Annotated in this window: 14 protein-coding genes; 8 read left to right on the top strand and 6 right to left on the bottom strand. The window is 63.2% G+C overall.

Annotated features, from left to right (window positions below):
- Window positions 1-921: 921 nt before the first annotated feature.
- From H8S23_RS07580 to H8S23_RS07560, 5 genes are all read right to left on the bottom strand, one after another.
- The gene (locus H8S23_RS07580; RefSeq protein WP_186887724.1) at window positions 922-1,659 is read right to left on the bottom strand and encodes a stage II sporulation protein R; all 738 of its coding nucleotides are present in this window, start codon (window positions 1,657-1,659) and stop codon (window positions 922-924) included.
- Window positions 1,660-1,899: 240 nt separating this feature from the next.
- On the bottom strand, window positions 1,900-2,775 hold the full coding sequence (gene ispE / locus H8S23_RS07575) for a 4-(cytidine 5'-diphospho)-2-C-methyl-D-erythritol kinase (RefSeq protein ID WP_186887723.1): 876 nt from the start codon (window positions 2,773-2,775) through the stop codon (window positions 1,900-1,902).
- 41 nt (window positions 2,776-2,816) lie between these two features.
- The gene (locus tag H8S23_RS07570) at window positions 2,817-3,974 is read right to left on the bottom strand and encodes a DUF362 domain-containing protein (protein ID WP_186887722.1); all 1,158 of its coding nucleotides are present in this window, start codon (window positions 3,972-3,974) and stop codon (window positions 2,817-2,819) included.
- Window positions 3,967-5,142, bottom strand: coding sequence for an aminotransferase class I/II-fold pyridoxal phosphate-dependent enzyme (locus H8S23_RS07565; RefSeq protein WP_186887938.1), 1,176 nt, complete (start codon window positions 5,140-5,142; stop codon window positions 3,967-3,969). The genes H8S23_RS07570 and H8S23_RS07565 overlap by 8 nt, the downstream gene beginning before the upstream one ends.
- Complete coding sequence (locus H8S23_RS07560; protein WP_186887721.1) at window positions 5,142-5,621, bottom strand: Lrp/AsnC family transcriptional regulator; 480 nt, start codon at window positions 5,619-5,621, stop codon at window positions 5,142-5,144. The genes H8S23_RS07565 and H8S23_RS07560 overlap by 1 nt, the downstream gene beginning before the upstream one ends.
- A 392-nt stretch (window positions 5,622-6,013) precedes the next feature.
- On the opposite strand from H8S23_RS07560, the gene H8S23_RS07555 reads away from it, so the two are divergent.
- Both H8S23_RS07555 and H8S23_RS07550 read left to right on the top strand, forming a co-directional pair.
- On the top strand, window positions 6,014-6,283 hold the full coding sequence (locus tag H8S23_RS07555) for an ACT domain-containing protein (RefSeq protein ID WP_186887720.1): 270 nt from the start codon (window positions 6,014-6,016) through the stop codon (window positions 6,281-6,283).
- A gap of 25 nt (window positions 6,284-6,308) precedes the next feature.
- Window positions 6,309-7,670, top strand: coding sequence for a PFL family protein (locus H8S23_RS07550; protein ID WP_186887719.1), 1,362 nt, complete (start codon window positions 6,309-6,311; stop codon window positions 7,668-7,670).
- A 375-nt stretch (window positions 7,671-8,045) separates the two neighbouring features.
- On the opposite strand, the gene H8S23_RS07545 is transcribed toward H8S23_RS07550, so the two are convergent.
- Window positions 8,046-8,279 (bottom strand): helix-turn-helix domain-containing protein, encoded by a 234-nt coding sequence (locus tag H8S23_RS07545; RefSeq protein ID WP_186887718.1) that lies wholly within the window; start codon window positions 8,277-8,279, stop codon window positions 8,046-8,048.
- A 234-nt stretch (window positions 8,280-8,513) separates the two neighbouring features.
- Here H8S23_RS07545 and H8S23_RS07540 point away from each other — a divergent pair, with 234 nt between their 5' ends.
- From H8S23_RS07540 to H8S23_RS07515, 6 genes are all read left to right on the top strand, one after another.
- Window positions 8,514-9,245, top strand: coding sequence for an ABC transporter ATP-binding protein (locus tag H8S23_RS07540; protein WP_186887717.1), 732 nt, complete (start codon window positions 8,514-8,516; stop codon window positions 9,243-9,245).
- Window positions 9,246-9,249: 4 nt separating this feature from the next.
- Window positions 9,250-10,848 (top strand): hypothetical protein, encoded by a 1,599-nt coding sequence (locus H8S23_RS07535; RefSeq protein WP_186887716.1) that lies wholly within the window; start codon window positions 9,250-9,252, stop codon window positions 10,846-10,848.
- 153 nt (window positions 10,849-11,001) lie between these two features.
- Window positions 11,002-11,334 carry a transporter gene (locus tag H8S23_RS07530; RefSeq protein ID WP_186887715.1) on the top strand — a complete coding sequence of 111 codons (333 nt, stop codon included), beginning with the start codon at window positions 11,002-11,004 and terminating at the stop codon, window positions 11,332-11,334.
- Between the two features lie 208 nt (window positions 11,335-11,542).
- Window positions 11,543-12,415, top strand: a complete 873-nt coding sequence (locus H8S23_RS07525) for an NAD(P)H-hydrate dehydratase (protein WP_186887714.1) — start codon at window positions 11,543-11,545, stop codon at window positions 12,413-12,415.
- A gap of 1,608 nt (window positions 12,416-14,023) precedes the next feature.
- Window positions 14,024-14,683 carry a PAQR family membrane homeostasis protein TrhA gene (gene trhA / locus H8S23_RS07520; RefSeq protein WP_186887713.1) on the top strand — a complete coding sequence of 220 codons (660 nt, stop codon included), beginning with the start codon at window positions 14,024-14,026 and terminating at the stop codon, window positions 14,681-14,683.
- Window positions 14,684-15,335: 652 nt separating this feature from the next.
- Window positions 15,336-16,448: an LCP family protein gene (locus H8S23_RS07515; RefSeq protein WP_186887712.1), complete on the top strand. Its 1,113-nt coding sequence runs from the start codon at window positions 15,336-15,338 to the stop codon at window positions 16,446-16,448.
- Window positions 16,449-16,616 lie beyond the last annotated feature (168 nt).

Below are 16,616 nucleotides of genomic sequence, written 5' to 3'. Positions count from 1 at the left end.
TTGTCCGCAGCGGCGGGCCGCCCCCGGCTTTTTTCTTTGGTTAGGGAAACCACGGGCCATGCCGGTGGAGGTGCCGCGCAAAAAAGCTTTCGCTTCAAGTATCGAGCGAAGCGAGTTGCTGACATAGCGACCTGCCGAGCAGCAACAGCTTAGCGCGCAGCAACGGCTTAAGGAGACGCGCTTGTGACCGTTTACGAGCGGCGGAGCAGTTGATGCAAAAGAGAGATAATTCAGTACATTTTTAGATGTCCGCCAGTGAAATGCCCTTTCAGGGCTTGATCAAGCCTCCGCCTTAGCCGGAGGTCATGACTTCTTTTTGCGTTTCCGCGCCCCGCCCTGGTCCCGCGGCCAGCGCGGCATTCCCCACCCTTTCAAAGGCCCGTCAAGCGCCCGCTGCCGTGCGCGCGCCGCGGTCTTTGCTCGTTGGCCTATGCCGCCGCCCAGGCGGCGCGGGGGGCTTTCGTCGCCGTGCAGGCGCGCCGCTGCGGCGAGCAAGCCGCCCGGCCCGTCTCTTCTGTCCGGGCGTCTTGCTGCGGCAAAACGGGCCGTTCGCGGCGGGCAGCGTTTTTCTTCTGCGGCTTCGGCGTCGTTTCTTTCCCCGCGGCGAGGCGGGCGGCTTGCACCGGCCCTGTAAGAGCCTTTTCCCGGCAGGCGGTCCAGAGCGCGTGCAAGCGTCTTTCCCCCGCTTTTCGCCGTCTTTTACCGCTCAGCGCCCGCAAACGGGCGGGTCTCTCGCCTGCACCTTCGCCTGCGTTGGAGGCAAACCGCTTGTTCCTCTCCCGCTTTGCCGCCGTGTGCAGGAAAAGCGTTTCCCCGCTGTCCCTCCGTCGGGGCCGGTGGGACGCAGGGCGCAAAAACAAACGGCCGGAGCTTTCGCTCCGGCCGTCCGGCTCCGCCCGGGTCCCGGGGTGGGGCGCAGTTCTATGCCTGCTCCTGCGTCTTTTTCTGGTCCTCCCTCTTCTCTTCCCTTTCCCCCGGCAGGGCGTTTTCCTGGGGGGCGGCCGTCCGCTGCGGGGCGCTGCACCCGTCTGCATCGTTCTCCTGTTTCTTTGTGGCCCGGGTCAGGCTTTCTTTGGCCTGTTCCAGCCATTCCAGCACCGCAAAGCGCACCTCATAGCCGCCGCCGGTGACTGCCTGTTCCTCCTCGGTATAGGCCGCTTCCCGCGCCGCGTCCGCCGTGGCCGCCGGGACACAGAGCGGCGGGAAAAGCACGCAGAACCAGTTTTTCCCCTCTGCCCGGCCGATCTCCACCCGCACCGCATCATAGCGCCCGGCCGGCATGGTCAGGCCCGTATCGGGATAGCGGGTGGTGGCAAAATATAGGTTGGTGCGGGTCACCCGCACGGGGTAATCGTATCCCTGCTGCCGGACCACCGTCTCGGCGATCCCGCGGATGTTGTCCAGATTTGCATCCACCCTCTGCTCAGCCGCCTGCTTGCTGGCGGCTGCCCCGAAAAGGTCGCCCGTCCCCGCCAAGATCGCATCCCGGACCGCCAGTTTGAGCTGCTGGTCGGCTTCGGTGTCGGAGTTGGCCAGAATATGCAGCCGCAAAGTGTCCTGCCGGATCTCCGCGCAGACCGCTGAAAAGCTGGAAAAGGAAGAGGTAAGTACGATGGCCAGCAGCAGGCCGAGGCCCAGCGCCGTCTTGAATCTTTTCAAAAAAACACGCCTTTCTCTGTGCGGGTGCGCCCCGCCGCCCCGCGGCGGCCGCCTCCCTTGCTCTCTGCCCAGAGTATCGGCGCAGATCTGGTAAAATATTCCGCCTGTTTATTTTTTGTCTGCAAAAAACAAAACGGGGCCGCAGCCGTCGCCCCGTTGCCGCAAAAAAAAGCAGCCGCAAAGCGGCTGCTTTTTTACACTTTCATCTGAGGCGTCCGCGCGGCTCTCCCGCACGCCGGGTCAAAAGATCTCCTCCACAATGGGCCCTGTGGCGGCGGGGGCCAGCGTCCATACCCGGTCAAAGCCCGCGGCCCGCAGCGCCGTGACGCCCTGCTGCGCCGCCCTGGCGCCGGTGAACAGCCCATAGACGGCGGCCCCGCTGCCGGTCATCAAAGCCGCTTTGGCCCCTGAACCGGTCAGCAGGCGGCAGATGCGCCCGGTATCCCGGCCCGCCGAGGCCTTTTGCAGCGCGTTGCCAAGGCAGGGACACAGCGCCGCCAGATCTCCGGCACGGACAGCCCGTTCCGCCCCCTCGTTGTCCGGGCGGGCGTCCGCCCCGACCTGGTCGTAGGCCGCAAAGGCCTGGGGGGTGGAGATGCCGTAGCCCGGCATGCAGACCACAAACAGGCAGTCCGGCAGCGGCGGCAGCGGCGTGATCTGCTCACCGAAACCGCGCACCCGGGCCGTGCCGCCGGCAAGGGCAAAGGGCACGTCCGCGCCCACCTCCTGCCCAATGCGGCAGAGCTCACCAAGAGAAAGGCGCGCCCCGTACACCAGATCAAGGCCCAACAGCACCGCCGCCGCGTCTGCGCTGCCGCCGCCCATGCCCGCGCGCACCGGGGCGCGCTTTTCCAGCCGGATCTCCGCGCCCGCCAGCAGCCCTGTCTGCTGAAAAAAAGCCGCCGCCGCTTTCCAGGCCACGTTCTTCGGCCCCAGCGGCAGCGCCGCGCCGGGCGCGCTGACGCGCAGCTTCTCCGCGCGCCGCACCGTCACCCGCTCATACAGGCTCACCGCCTGCATCAGCATGTCCATGGTGTGGTAACCATCCTCCTGCACGCCGGTGACGTCCAGCGTCAGGTTCAATTTGGCGGGCGCCAGCAGGGTCACGCCGTCCATAACGGTCTCCTCCCCGCCGCCGTGAAAGCCCGGCGGCGATCTTAAAGATTAAAAAATGGGATGCGCCGCACGTCGATCGCCTTTGCGGGGCACATCTCATGACAGCAGAAGCAGCGGATGCAGCCCACGGGGTCGATCCTGGCCTTGCCCGCCTTCACCGCGATGGTATGGCCCGGGCAGATCTCGGCGCATTTGCCGCAGCCCACACATTTCGCGCGGCGGATGACCGGGCGCGGGGCCGCAAAGCGGGTCACCAGCGGGCTGGCCCAGCGCAGCCCGCTGGGGAACTTGTCGGCAAAGGTAAGGCTGGAAAAGCTCTCGGGCAGCTTCCAGTCCGGGATGGGGCGCAGCGGGTCGCTGCCGGGCGCCAGATCCGCTGGGTCAAAGCGTTCCCCGCAGAGCCCCCGCCGCCCGGCGGCGGCGAGATAGGGCACCCGTTCGGGCGCCAGGCCCATCAGTGCGGCGGCCGCCAGATCCACCTGCCAGGGGTCGCAGCCGCCCAGCAGCAGCCCCGGTTCCCGCGGGACGCCCCCCGCGGGGCCGTCCCCCTCCATTGCGGTGATCCCGTCCACGATGGCCAGCGCCGGCGCCACGGCCCCGCACAGGTCGCAGAGCATCTCGCCAAACCGCTCGCGGTCGGGAAAGCGCATATGCATCTCTGCTTTCTGCAGACCCGGAACACAGCCGAACAGATTTTTTACCGCAGCCGTCAGGCCGGTCATCACATGGGTCTTGAATTTGGGCAGGTCGATGATAAAATCGCTCTCCAGCACCGGGGTGATGAGGTTGAACTCGCGCACCAGCCGCCCGCCCGAGGCGCGGGGGCCGCTGGTGGTCTTGTCCCAGACCGTTATCCCCAGCCGGCCGCACACCGCGCTCAGCCCGCTGGCCTTATAGATGCCGCGCATCACGCCCTCGCTGTAGAGCCCCCCGCAGGAATCCGCCAGCACGATCTGCTCCACCCCGCGCCGCCGCAGCGCGGCGGCCACCGCTTCCACCACGGCCGGGTGGGTGGTCACGGCGTGTTCGGGCGGATGCTTCGCCAGCAGGTTGGGCTTGAGCAGCACCCGGCTGCCCGGCCCCAGCCGCTCCGCGGCCGGGCACAGGCGGAAGATCTCCTCCATCGCCCGGGCCAGCGCTTCGGGCTGATCGTAGGACAGGCCGGTTTTGTAATAGACCTGACGCGCCGGCTCAGCCATGGCCGCACTCCTTTAAAAATTCTTCGATGCGGCCCAGCGCCTCGGAGAGGTGCGCCACTGAATAGGAATAGGAGATGCGCACAAAGCCCTCGCCGGAATCGCCGAACGCGGTGCCCGGCACCACGGCCACCTTTTTGGAAAAGAGCAGCTTTTCGCAGAACTCCTCCGACCCAAGGCCGCTGACCGCGATGCTGGGAAAGACATAAAACGCGCCCTCCGGCTCAAAGCAGGTCATCCCCATGCGGTTGAGGGCGTTTACCAGAAATTTGCGGCGCATATCGTACTCGTCCCGCATGGTCTCGATGGCTTCGTCCCCCTCCCGCAGCGCCACGATGCCGGCATACTGGCTGGTGGTGGGGGCGCACATGATGGCGTACTGGTGGATCTTGGTCATGGCTTTCATCAGCGGGACGGGCGCGCAGACATAGCCCAGCCGCCAGCCGGTCATGGCATAGGCTTTGGAGAAGCCGTTGATATAGATGGTGCGCTCTTTCATGCCCGGCAGCGAGGCGATGCTCACATGGCGCCGGGTGCCGTAGGTCAGCTCGGCGTAGATCTCGTCGGTCAGCACAAGGATATCGGTGTCCTGCAGCACCTCGGCCAGGGCGGCCAGATGCCGCTCCCGCAGCACCGCGCCGGTGGGGTTGCAGGGGAACGGCAGCACCAGCATCTTGGTGCGCGGGGTGATCGCCGCCCGCAGCTCTTCCGCTGTCAGGCGGAAGCCGTTTTCCGCTTTCAGCGCCACCGGCACCGGCACGCCGCCCGCAAGAGAGGTCAGGGGCGCGTAGCTGACATAGCAGGGCTCGGGGATGATGACCTCGTCCCCCGGCTCCAGCACCGCGCGCAGGGCCAGGTCGATGGCCTCGCTGCCCCCCACCGTGACCAGCATCTCGCTCTCCGGGTCGTAATGCAGCTCAAAACGGCGGGCCAGATAATCGGCGATCCCGGCCCGCATCTGTGCCAGGCCGGCGTTGCTGGTGTACCAGGTCTTGCCGCGCTCCAGGCTTTTGATGCCCGCGTCGCGTATCATCCAGGGGGTCTTGAAATCCGGCTCGCCCACCCCCAGCGAGATGCAGTTCTCCATAGTGCCCGCCACGTCGAAAAACTTGCGGATGCCGGAGGGTTTCAGCGCCTGGGCCCGGGCGCTCAGGATCTTGCTATAGTCTATCACAGGAAATTGTACCCTCTTTCATCCTTATTTTCGTCCGTGTACATCACCCCGTCCTTCTTGTAGGTGCGCAGCACAAAATGGGTGGCGGTGGACAGCACGTCGTCCAGCGGCGAGAGCCGCAGCGCCACGAACAGGGCGATCTCCTGAAAGCTTTTGCCGGTCATGACCAGCCCCAGGTCATAGCCGCCGCTCATCAGCATGACGCTGTCCACCTCGGGGAAAAGCGCGATGGTGGAGGCGATCTCGTCAAAACCGTGATCCTTTTTGGGGCTCACCTTGAGCTCGATCAGCGCCCGCACCCGGACCGAATCCGTCCTGTCCCAGTCCACCAGCGTCTTGTATCCCTTGATGACACCGGCCTTTGCGTATTCGTCAATGGCCGCCGCGACCTCCTCCGGGGTCTTGTCCGCCATTGCTGCGATATCTTCCAGCGGAAGGCGCGCGTTGTCCTCTAAAATCTTCAGAATACGGTCCATATTGTCCCACCCTTTCCCTCTTTGTGTGTATTTCTCTCCCCCGCGCCCGCGCGCAGGGGGGAATTTAACCTATTATACTTGTAAAGCGCCCCTTTGACAAGGGCCGCCGGCCGCGTTTACCGTTGAGCCGCCGCGGATTATCTGGTATAATGGAACAGCCGCAGCAGAGCAAAGGCTGTCTCATCGGCCGCTGTCCCCTTCGTCCCTGCTGGACGAGGGGGCGGCTATGGCGATAGCAGCCGCTTTGCTGGTGTTTTTTGCGCGCATCCGCCCACTTTGCGGGCGGGCGCAGTTCTTACGCTCAGCCCCGGGCGCACAGCGCCCGGACGGCCGTTTTTACCGCTTTGCCGTGCAAAGGCGGTAAAACCACAGGAAAAGAGAGGGGTACACATATGAAAGCTGTCGTAACCGTCGTGGGCCGCGATACCGTGGGCATCCTGGCCAAGATCGCCGGCGTCTGCGCCGAGACCAACGTCAACGTGGAGGAGGTCACCCAGAGCATCCTGTCCGGCACCTTCGCCATGATCATGGTGGTGGACGTCACCGCCTGCACCATCGACTTTGCCGAGCTGCAGCGCCGTTTTACCGCCGCGGGCGAAGAAAAGGGCGTCGACGTCAAGGTCACCCGTCAGGAGCTCTACGACGCCATGCACCATATCTGAACGCGGGAAGGAATGAGGAAAACCAATGCTGGACACAAAAGATATTCTGGAGACCATCCGCATGATCAGCGACGAAAACCTGGACGTGCGCACCGTCACGATGGGCATTTCGCTGCTGGACTGCGCGGATGAGGACCCGCGCAGGGCCTGCGAAAAAATCTACCGCAAGATCACCGACCGCGCAAAGGATCTGGTCCGCACCGCCGAGGAGGTCAGCGCCGCCTACGGGGTGCCCATCGTCAACAAGCGCATCTCGGTGACCCCCATCGCCATGCTGCTGGCCGGCTGCAAGGGGGCGGACCCGGTGGAGTTTGCCCTGACGCTGGACGCCGCGGCAAAAAAGGTCGGGGTCAATTTTGTGGGCGGCTTTTCCGCCCTGGTGCAAAAGGGCTTTTCAGCGGGCGACCGCCTGCTGATCGAGTCGATCCCCGAGGCGCTGGCCGCGACCGATCTTGTCTGCAGCAGCGTCAACGTGGGCTCCACCAAGGCGGGCATCAACATGGACGCTGTGGGCATGATGGGCCCCATCGTCAAGCGGGCCGCCGAGATCACGGCGCAGCGCAGCTGCATCGGCCCGGCCAAGCTGGTGGTCTTCTGCAACGCGCCGGAGGACAATCCGTTTATGGCCGGCGCCTTTCACGGCCCGGGCGAGCCGGACTGCGAAATCCACGTGGGGGTATCCGGCCCCGGCGCGGTGCGCGCCGCGCTGGCCGGGCAGGCCGACGGCATGGACCTGGGCCAGGTGGCCGAGCTGGTGAAGCGCACTGCTTTCAAGATCACCCGCATGGGGCAGCTGGTGGGCAACCTGGTGAGCGAACGGCTGGGGGTGCCTTTCGGCATCGTCGATCTGTCCCTGGCCCCCACCCCCGCCGAGGGCGATTCGGTGGCCAATGTGCTGGAGGAGATGGGCCTTGAGAGCTGCGGCTGCTGCGGCACCACCGCTGCACTGGCCCTGCTCAACGACGCCGTCAAAAAGGGCGGGGTGATGGCCTCCAACTTTGTCGGCGGCCTGTCCGGCGCGTTTATCCCGGTGTCGGAGGACGCCGGCATGATCGCCGCCGCCCGCTGCGGCAGCCTCTCCATTGAAAAGCTGGAGGCCATGACCGCCGTGTGCAGCGTCGGCATCGACATGGTGATCATCCCGGGCGACACCGCGCCGGAGGTGATCTCCGCCCTGATCGCCGACGAGGCGGCCATCGGCATGGTCAACTCGAAGACCACCGCCGTGCGGGTGATCCCCGCCATCGGCAAACAGGTGGGCGACACGCTGGATTTTGGAGGCCTGCTGGGCTGGGGCCCGGTGATGGCTATCAACCGCTTTTCCCCGCAGAAGTTCATCGCCCGCGGCGGGCGCATCCCCGCGCCGCTGCAGAGCTTGAAAAACTGAAACTCCCGCTGCACTCTGAGCAAGAAAAGGGCCGGTACGCTTTGTACCGGCCCTTTTCTTGTGATCCGTCCCCCGCGCGAAAGGGAGCGCTGTGCCGCGAGGCCCGTTTTCCTTGTTTCCAGCACCTGCGTTCCCTCCCGTTTTTGCCGGCCGCCCCGCACAGCGCCGCGCCGCCCTGAAAGATCGGGCAGCGCGCGGCCAGGGCATTTTTGCCGCAGGGCCCTGCCGCCCCGGCCCTCTCTTCTCCCAGGCCCGGGCCTTCAAAAACCGCAGCGCCCGCACACGCTGCCGCCGGGCCGCCCCCGGCCGCCGCTTTTCGCATCCCCAGAACAGAAAGAAACGGGCGAAGAAAAGCCTTTTACAGCCCCCCGCCCGCTATCTCCCTCTTTTTTTCGCATCCTCATAGGGCGCCGCCGTGTTGGTGCGGCCCAGGATATAATCCACCGATGTCTCGTAAAAATCCGCCAGTTTCAGCAGCACCTGTGTGGGAACATCGTTTTCGCCCGTCTCATACTTTGAATATCCCGTCTGGGACATCCGCAGTATCTCCGCCACCTGCCGCTGGGACAGGTTTCGATCCTCCCGCAGGTCGCGAAGCCTTTTGTACATGAAAAACACCTCTTACAGATTTTATCCCAGTTTTCCCCCAGACATTGACTATTAACCTGAAACAGGTTAAAATGGAGGTGGCAGAGAGGCGACCGGCTTTGCCGCTCCGCCTTTCCTTTTATCCCCGCTTGACAACCCGGAGGGCGGACGCTATAATGAGGTCACATTTAGATGTTTTTCTAATTGTAAGTTCCATGGAAAGGGCCACAGAGACGGCCCGGAAAGAGGAGTATCATGCTGGAAATCCGTCATTTTTCCAAGACCTACAGCGGCGGCAAACGCGCGGTGGACGACCTGAACCTGACCGTGGAGGCGGGGTCGATCTACGGCTTTATCGGCCACAACGGCGCGGGCAAGACCACGACGCTGCGCAGCGCCGCAGGCATCCTCGGTTTTGAGGAGGGGGATATCCTCATCGACGGCCACAGTGTCAAGGGCGAGCCGGTGGCCGCCAAGCAGGTGACCGCGTTCATCCCCGACAACCCCGATCTTTACGACTTTCTCACCGGCATCGGCTATCTCACCTTTATCGCGGACCTCTACGGCATCCCCAAAGAGCAGCGGCAGACCCTGATCGCCAAATACGGCGACGCATTTGAGCTGACCGGCGCGCTGGGCAGCCCGGTGGCCGGTTACTCCCACGGCATGAAGCAGAAACTGGCTTTGATCTCGGCCCTCATCCGCCAGCCCAAGCTGCTGATCCTGGATGAGCCGTTCGTGGGGCTGGACCCGCTGGCTTCCCACCTGCTCAAGGGGTATCTGCACGAGCTCTGCCAGGCGGGCAGTGCGGTCTTTTTCTCCACCCATGTGCTGGAGGTGGCCCAAAAGCTCTGCGACCACATCGCCATCATCAAGGACGGCCGTCTGATCGAAAGCGGCCGCACCGCCGACGTGGTGGGCAACTCCTCGCTGGAGGACGTCTTTCTGGAGCTGGCCCAGCAGGATGGGGAAAACGGGGAGGCCTGAAGCGATGAAGAAATTTTTTGCACTGCTGAACGTCAGCTTCCGCGGGATGCTGCTGTCGGCCAATCCCTCCTCCAAGGCAAAGCGCAAGGCTGCCTCCGGCGTGGGCTTTCTGGCCCTGATGTGCCTGCTGATGCTGTACCTGGGCGGGGTGTACAGCTTCGCTTTCGGGGCGATCCTTGCCCCCTTGGGCAGGCTGGACCTGCTGCTCTCCCTGATGGGCCTGATGGACGTGGCCATGTGCTTCTTTTTCGGCGTGATGAGCAGCTCCGGCTTTGTGTTCGGCGGCAAGGACAACGATATCCTGCTGTCGATGCCGGTCTCCGCTTTTTCAGTGCTGCTGTCCAAGGTGTTGGCCCTGTATCTGGAAAACTTTGCTTTCACGCTGTTTTTGCTGCTGCCCGCCGGGGCGGCCTGCGTCTACTTCGGCAGTCTGGGCGCGGCCTTTGTGCTGCTGCTGTTGCTGGCGGCCGTGCTGCTGCCGCTGCTGCCCACCGCCCTGTGCCTGCTGCTGGGCTTTCTGTTCAGCCTGCTGCAGACCCGCGTGCGGCACCGCGCCCTGATCACCAATCTGCTCTATATCCTCTTCTTTGCGGCGGTGATGCTTCTCAGCTTTGGCATGAGCTTCAGCATGAGCTCGGGCGACCCGTCCATCGCGGGCCCGCTGGACGCCGCCACCGGCTGGGCGCTGCCGGTGGTCTGGATGGCAAAAGCACTCACCGGCCCCTCGCTGGGGTGGATGCTGGCCTTTGCGCTGTCCTGCGCGGGGTCGTTCCTGCTGGTGGTCTGGGTGTTCAGCCTGTTTTACAAGAGCATCCTGACCCATCTCACCTCGGTGCAGGTGCGCCACGATTACAAGCTGACCGCCCTTAAAAGCGGCAGCGCTTTTTCCGCCCTTTACCGCAAGGAGCTGCGGCGCATCTTCGGCACCCCCACCTATCTGATGAACACCGGCGTGGGCGCGCTGCTGCTGCTGGGCGGCGGCATCTACGCGTTTGTCAGCGGCGGGGATATCTCGGCGGTCCTCAGCCAGCTTCCCCCGCAGATGGGGGACATGATCGCCCCCGCCCTGGCGCTGGTGCTCTGCTTCTGCGTGACGCTCTCCTCCTCCACCTCCGCCTGCATCTCGCTGGAGGGCAACCGCCTGTGGATCCTGCGCGAAGCGCCTGTGCCGGTGGACACCATCTTTTTTGCCAAGATCCTGGCGGGTCTCACCCTGATGCTGCCGGCAGTGCTCATAGGCGTGCCGCTGGGCGCGTATGGCTGCGGCCTCTCGCTGCCCTCCGCGCTGGTGCTGACCCTGCTGGGGGTGGCGGCCACCTTCTTTACGGTGCTGGAGGGTCTGGTCCTCAATCTGATCTGGCCCAAGCTGGATGCGGTCAACGACACCGTGGTCGTCAAGCGCAGTATGAGCGTGAGCGTGCAGGTCTTTGGCTCCTTTGGGCTGCTGGCCGTCGGGGCGGGCCTTTACTACCTGCTCTCAGCGCCCCTGGGCTCTACTGCCGCCCTCGCCTGTCTGGCCGCGCTGCTGGTCCTGTTCAGCCTTTTGTTCACCGTGCTGCTGCGGGGCTGGGGCCGCCGCTCGTTTGAGGCGCTCTGCGGATAAGTCTCCCGCGGCAGCGGCTCCGGCCGGAGCCTTTGCCCGCACAGTATTCTTTTTCAGGCCGCCCGGCAGGGCGGCCTGTTCTTTTTGCCCCCCGCGTGTTACAATAAAGGCGCCGCCGCACCGGCGGACTCTTCCTCACAGGAGGTCTTTTGGATGCAGATGGTCCATCAGCTCTGCCGCGCGCTCTCGCTGGGGGTGCTGCTCGGCTTTTTTTGCGGCGGTTTCCGGCTGCTGCTCCACCCCGCTTACACGGAAAAACAGATCTCCGCCATCCAGAAAGTAAAAGCTGTTTTTTCCGGTCTTTTGAAATATTTTACTTTTCTTTTTTTAGTGCTGGGCCTGATCTGGTGTTTCTATTATCTGGCGCTGGGCCTGTTTGAGCCCGGGCTGGCCGGGTATGCCACCAACATGTCCCAGCTCATCGTCTCCGCACTGACCGTAATCTCCATCCTGTTCGCTTTTGTGGAATTTCTGCGCAGAAAATAGCTCTTTCCCGCTGCCCGCAGCAGGGCTGGACACAGCGCGATTTCAAAACCGCCTCTGCGCAGGGCCCGGCCGCCGGAAAAGGCTGCCCTGAATCAGGAAACGCCGCGTCACAGGCCACCCGGTCCATCGGTAAGAGCCTTTGCCGCTCGGTTTTTCTCTCAATAAACGGGATGAGCCGTTTATCCCGCCGCAAACAAAGGAGTTTTTTATGATCGAGATCACCGCTTCCCTCGTCTTTTCCCTGCTGCCGCCGCGAACGCCCGACGCCCACAAGGGGATGTACGGCAAACTGCTGCTGACCGCCGGCAGCAGCCGCTACCGGGGCGCGGCCCAACTGGCCGCCGCCGGAGCCCTGCGCATCGGCACCGGGCTGGTCACCCTCGCCTCCACCGAGCGGGTGATCGCCGCGGCAGCGCCCGCTCTGCCGGAATGCATCTACCTGCCGCTGGGGGAATCGGTGACCGGCACCATCGCAGCCTCGTCGCTGCCCGCCCTGCTGGCCGCGGCCGAGGGCAGCACCGCCCTGGCGGTGGGCTGCGGGCTGGCCCAGAGCCCGGACACCGCCGCGCTGGTGCTGGGGCTGGCAAAACACGCCGGCTGCCCGCTGCTGGTCGATGCGGACGGCCTGAACCTGTTGGCGGGACAGCTGGACCTGCTGAAAGGCCGCGCTTTCCCCACCGTACTGACCCCGCATCCCGGCGAGATGGCCCGTCTGTGCGGCTGCACAGCCGCCGAGGTACAGGCCGCCCGCGAGGACAGCGCCTGCAGCCTGGCCCGCCGGACCGGCTGTGTGGTGGTGCTCAAGGGCCGCGGCACCCTGGTCGCCGCCCCGGACGGGCGCTGCTTTTACAACACCTGCGGCGGCCCTGGCCTTGCCAGGGGCGGCAGCGGAGACGTGCTCACAGGCCTGATCGGGGGCCTGCTGGCGCAGGGCCTTGCTCCTCTGGACGCAGCGGTGTGCGGCGTCTGGCTGCACGGGACGGCGGCCGACGCCTGCGCGGCCCGGCGCGGCGTCATCTCCATGCTCCCCCATGAGCTGCTGGACGATCTCTGCACCCTGCTGGCAGCCCGGGGGCTCTGACCTCTTTTGCGGCCGGGGCAGGCAGTCTGCCGCATGCCCGCCGTAAGCAGACTGTGGGTCAGGCCGCACCCGGGGAATGGACCCAGACACAGGCCGCGGCCCCCGTCATAGACCGGCTGTAGGTTAAGGTTACGCTGCACCCGGGGATGGGCCAAAGTATGGGCCCCGGCCTCTGCCATGGGCAGGCTGCGGGTCAGGCTGCACCCGGGGGATGGACCCAAACACGACCCAGGGCCCTCTGTCGTGGGCAGGCTGTGGGGCACACTGCACCCGGGGATAAGCGAGGATAAGCTTAAACGCGGACTGTGGCCTTTCGCCCTGGGCAGGCTGTCGGTGTCAGGCTGCACCCGGGGGATGGACCCAAACACGACCCATGGCCCTCTGCCGTGGGTAGACTGTGGGTGCCACACTATACCCAAGGATAAACCCAAACATGGGCCGCGGCCACCCGCCGTGGTCAGGCTGCGGGTCAAGCTGCACCCGGGGAATGGACCCAAACACGACCTATGGCCCTCTGCCGTGGGTAGATGCGGGGCACACTGCATCCGAGGCTAAGCGAGGATAAGCTTAAACGCGGGCTGCGGCCTTTCGCCCTGGGCAGGCTGTCGGTGTCAGGCTGCGTCCAGGGGATAGGCTAAAGTATGGGCCCCCGCCACCCGCTGCAGGCGAACTGCGGGGCGGGCTGCTTTTTCCCTTTTAAGCGGCCTGGTCGGACCATTCCTCCAGGTGCGCTCCCAGCCGTCCTGCGCCAAAGGCGCGCCCAACCTCCCCGCTCTTTCTTCCACAGATGCTTTCTGCCTGTTTGGGGATGCATTTTCCCGGGGTTCCTGATATTCCCCTCTTTTTGTCGGCGCCTGGAACGGCGCCGTTTTTTATTCCGGCGGAAGATCTCCTGTTTTGACTGACGCATGGCCCCTTGGAGGGACTTCGTTTCGGTCTGTTTTTATACCCTGCAACCGTTGCTTTTCAGGTGCAGATAATATACAGTCCGTAATGATAAGCTGCTATAAAACGTTTTGTTTCCCCAATTGACGATAAAATGCGGCAGATACGCCCCTGCGCCGGCTGCGCTTTGATGGGGCGCGCGCCGGTGCAGCTCGGTTGGCACAGTCCTATCGGTGTGGCCCTGCCAGCGCGGCTCTGCCGACGCAGCTCTATCGGTGCGGCTGAATGGAACTTTTTGAAGCGGCTGCAAACAGGGGCATGATTTTTCAGCACCGCCAGTCACATTTTTTCCGTCCGCCCCCTTACGGGCGGCGGCCTCAACGCGCAGTATGCCGTCATTCCCATGATGGTCCCGCTCCGGGGCGCTGCCTGCCTTTTGCCCGGGGGCCTGTGCTTCCCTCTTCCCGTCTTGTCCCGGCGATCACAGTGCAGCCGGGCTTGTGTCCTCTTTTCAATACCGCCTTTTCCTGTCCGCCGGAAAAGGCGTTTTTTGTTCTCTCTGCGGCAAAAATCTGCTCTCGTCCCGTTTATCGCCGGCCCGGTATCGGCCATACTGAAAACAGACGGCCTCGCGTCCGCTTTCACTGATTTGTCACTTGAAACTTTTTCCAACATAGTATAATATAATATTGAAAATAGTATTTTAAAATCAGGAGAATCGTTATGAGCATCTTATTCCGCACCGCACAGGACCCCATCAGCAGCGAGACCCATGCATTGGGGGCAGTGCTGTCGCTGCTGGGCGGTTTTATTTTTGTGTTTCGGGCTTTGGGTACCGGCGCTTCTGTCCGCGATCTGGCCGGCGCGGCAATTTTTACCCTGTCCCTGATCGCGCTGTACGCTGCCAGCGCCATTTATCACTATTACCCGGGGGACGTCAACTCAGGCGGCGTCAAGCGACGGCTGCGCAAGATGGATCACAGTATGATCTATGTGCTGATCGCGGGCAGTTACACGCCCTTTGCGCTCAAGTTTTTACCCGCTCCAAAAGGGCTTCGTTTCTGCCTGATCCTCTGGGGCATCGCGCTGGCCGGCATCGTGCTGAAACTGCTCTGGATCAGCGCGCCCCGTGTGCTCACCTCGGCGCTCTATCTGGCCATGGGGTGGTCCATCGTATTTGTCCTGCGCGACTTTGCCAGCTGCGGCGCCGCGTGCATGGCGCTGGTGGCTTTGGGGGGCGTGTCCTATACCGTCGGGGCGGTGCTTTACGCGGTCAAGCGGCCCAACTTCTCCCCGGAATTCGGCTTCCACGAGCTGTTTCATCTTTTCATTCTCGGCGGCAGCCTGCTGCACTATCTGGCGGTTTTTTTCTTCGTCCTCTGACCATCTTCCCCTCGCCCTTACAAAACTGAAAGTATTCCGCCCGGACCGTAAGCCCACTCGATGGCTGCGGTCCTCTTTTTTTGTTAGAATGGAAAAAAGTTCCCCCTGCATCGAAAATTCTTCGGCTGCTGCGGACGAAGTGTTTGCCTTAAATTTACAAATTTCGTGGTTTCAAACCGCTTTTATGGTATAATAACCGCAGAGCGGTTATTATACCAAGCTGCGCAGCGCCTCGCTCTCCGCGCTCACGCGCAGAGAGCAGCCGGCTTCTGATGCGCAAAACCAGTTTTTATGGTACCCCGTTTATGCCGCACCGCCTGTCTTCTGCGGGGCGGCGGTCCTTTGAGGGGGACCCGCTCCCCTTTCCCTTTTCGCGTTTACGGCGCGGCAATTTCAATTTCACTGTTTAAAACGTCTGCTTTGCCCTGTAAAAAGGGGCGGCAGCGCGCCCTGGCTGTGCTGAATCACCTGCAAGCCCTGTGCAGGCGCAGTTTTCAGCAACCGCTTTTGCGCTTTTGTACTCTGTTTTTTGCGGGTCCCTCTCCGGGGTCCCGTCCGGCCATTTGGCCTATATTTTTCTTTGGGAGGTTCTGCTTTGGAAAAACCAACTACAGATCCGGGCCCGCAGCAGCCCGGCAAACGGGACAATAAGATGAGCACATCCAAAAGGGTGGTCGTGATCGTCTGCATCGTGCTGGCCGCTCTGGTGCTGGCAGGCGGCATCGCTTTTGCCGCAGTCTATTTTTATCTGGATTCCCAGATCACCGAGGGAGACGCGGGCCAGCTCACCAGCGACGTGGTGACCACCGCCCCCGAGATGAAAGCGAAAGTCGTCCATTATCTGGTCTGCGGGATCGACTATGACGCGGACGACGACGGCCGCGACTACGGCGAGGGCCAGGGCATGACCGACGTCATTCTTTACGTTTCGCTGGACGTGGAAAAAAACACGATGAATGCGCTGCAGATCCCCCGGGATACCTATGTGGGCGAGCAGGTGTCCACCGGCGGCACCTGCAAGATCAACGCCGTCTACAGCCATGGCGAGGACACCACCAACCGCATCTCCAATCTGGCAAAGCTGCTCAACGACCAGTTCCAGCTGCCGGTGGACCACTATGTCACCATCGACATGGCCGCCTTTAAATCGCTGATCAATGTGCTGGGCGGCGTTGAGATGTATGTCCCCTGGGATATCGTGCAAAAGGACAAGGTCACCGGCCAGGAAACGCTGGTGGCAAACCAGGGCGTGCACAGGATCAGCGGGGAGACCGCCGAGCTGATCCTGCGCAACCGCAACTACAGCCAGGCCGACTACAAGCGGCTGGAGACCCAGCAATACTTCTACAAGGCGCTTTTTTCCACCTTTAAAAGCTTTCCCATGAGCGACGTGATCAAGGTGATGCCCGGCTTTATCACCTACGTCAACACCGATATGAGCGTGGGGGACATGCTCTCTTTTGCCTCCGTCATCATGGAGATGGAGGGGACCGATATCGGCTTTGTCCGCTGCCCCGGCGGCCCTGTCACCCGGCTCAACACGGCGACCTCCAAGCCGGAAGCCTGTTACGGCATCAACAAGGACAATCTTGCCGTTTTGCTGAACGATCATTTCCGCCCTTACGCAGACCCTGTGCCGGCCGACACGCTGGGCCTGCCCCTCATCCCGGAGGGCGACTTCACGCTGGGGCAGACCAATGAGGACCTGCACAGCATAGAATCTCTGGACACCGCAGACCCTGCGGACGGCGGCCCGGCGGGCTGACGCCCCGCCCCCCTGGGGCGGCCGCTTTTCCATCGTTTTTTCCCGGCATCCGGGCCCGCTGGCCCGGATGTTTTTTTGTCCCCGGGCGGGCGATGAACTATTTAGCTGAATCAGCTTTTTATTTTTATCCCCATTCTCTTTTGTGTTCCCGGAGTATAGTTAGGGGTT

This window comes from Anaerofilum hominis (assembly GCF_014287275.1).
GTDB lineage: Bacteria > Bacillota > Clostridia > Oscillospirales > Ruminococcaceae > Pygmaiobacter > Pygmaiobacter hominis.
The sequence above is the reverse complement of the archived record's forward strand: the minus strand, read 5'-3'. Positions and strand labels throughout refer to the sequence as shown.

Excerpts from the sequence above, each read along its gene's own strand:
- ispE (WP_186887723.1), bottom strand. The coding sequence starts at position 2,775 with ATGGACGGCGTGACCCTGCTGGCGCCCGCCAAATTGAACCTGACGCTG.
- H8S23_RS07570 (WP_186887722.1), bottom strand. The coding sequence starts at position 3,974 with ATGGCTGAGCCGGCGCGTCAGGTCTATTACAAAACCGGCCTGTCCTAC.
- H8S23_RS07560 (WP_186887721.1), bottom strand. The coding sequence starts at position 5,621 with ATGGACCGTATTCTGAAGATTTTAGAGGACAACGCGCGCCTTCCGCTG.
- H8S23_RS07555 (WP_186887720.1), top strand. The coding sequence starts at position 6,014 with ATGAAAGCTGTCGTAACCGTCGTGGGCCGCGATACCGTGGGCATCCTG.
- H8S23_RS07550 (WP_186887719.1), top strand. The coding sequence starts at position 6,309 with ATGCTGGACACAAAAGATATTCTGGAGACCATCCGCATGATCAGCGAC.
- H8S23_RS07545 (WP_186887718.1), bottom strand. The coding sequence starts at position 8,279 with ATGTACAAAAGGCTTCGCGACCTGCGGGAGGATCGAAACCTGTCCCAG.
- H8S23_RS07540 (WP_186887717.1), top strand. The coding sequence starts at position 8,514 with ATGCTGGAAATCCGTCATTTTTCCAAGACCTACAGCGGCGGCAAACGC.
- H8S23_RS07535 (WP_186887716.1), top strand. The coding sequence starts at position 9,250 with ATGAAGAAATTTTTTGCACTGCTGAACGTCAGCTTCCGCGGGATGCTG.
- H8S23_RS07530 (WP_186887715.1), top strand. The coding sequence starts at position 11,002 with ATGCAGATGGTCCATCAGCTCTGCCGCGCGCTCTCGCTGGGGGTGCTG.
- H8S23_RS07525 (WP_186887714.1), top strand. The coding sequence starts at position 11,543 with ATGATCGAGATCACCGCTTCCCTCGTCTTTTCCCTGCTGCCGCCGCGA.
- trhA (WP_186887713.1), top strand. The coding sequence starts at position 14,024 with ATGAGCATCTTATTCCGCACCGCACAGGACCCCATCAGCAGCGAGACC.
- H8S23_RS07515 (WP_186887712.1), top strand. The coding sequence starts at position 15,336 with ATGAGCACATCCAAAAGGGTGGTCGTGATCGTCTGCATCGTGCTGGCC.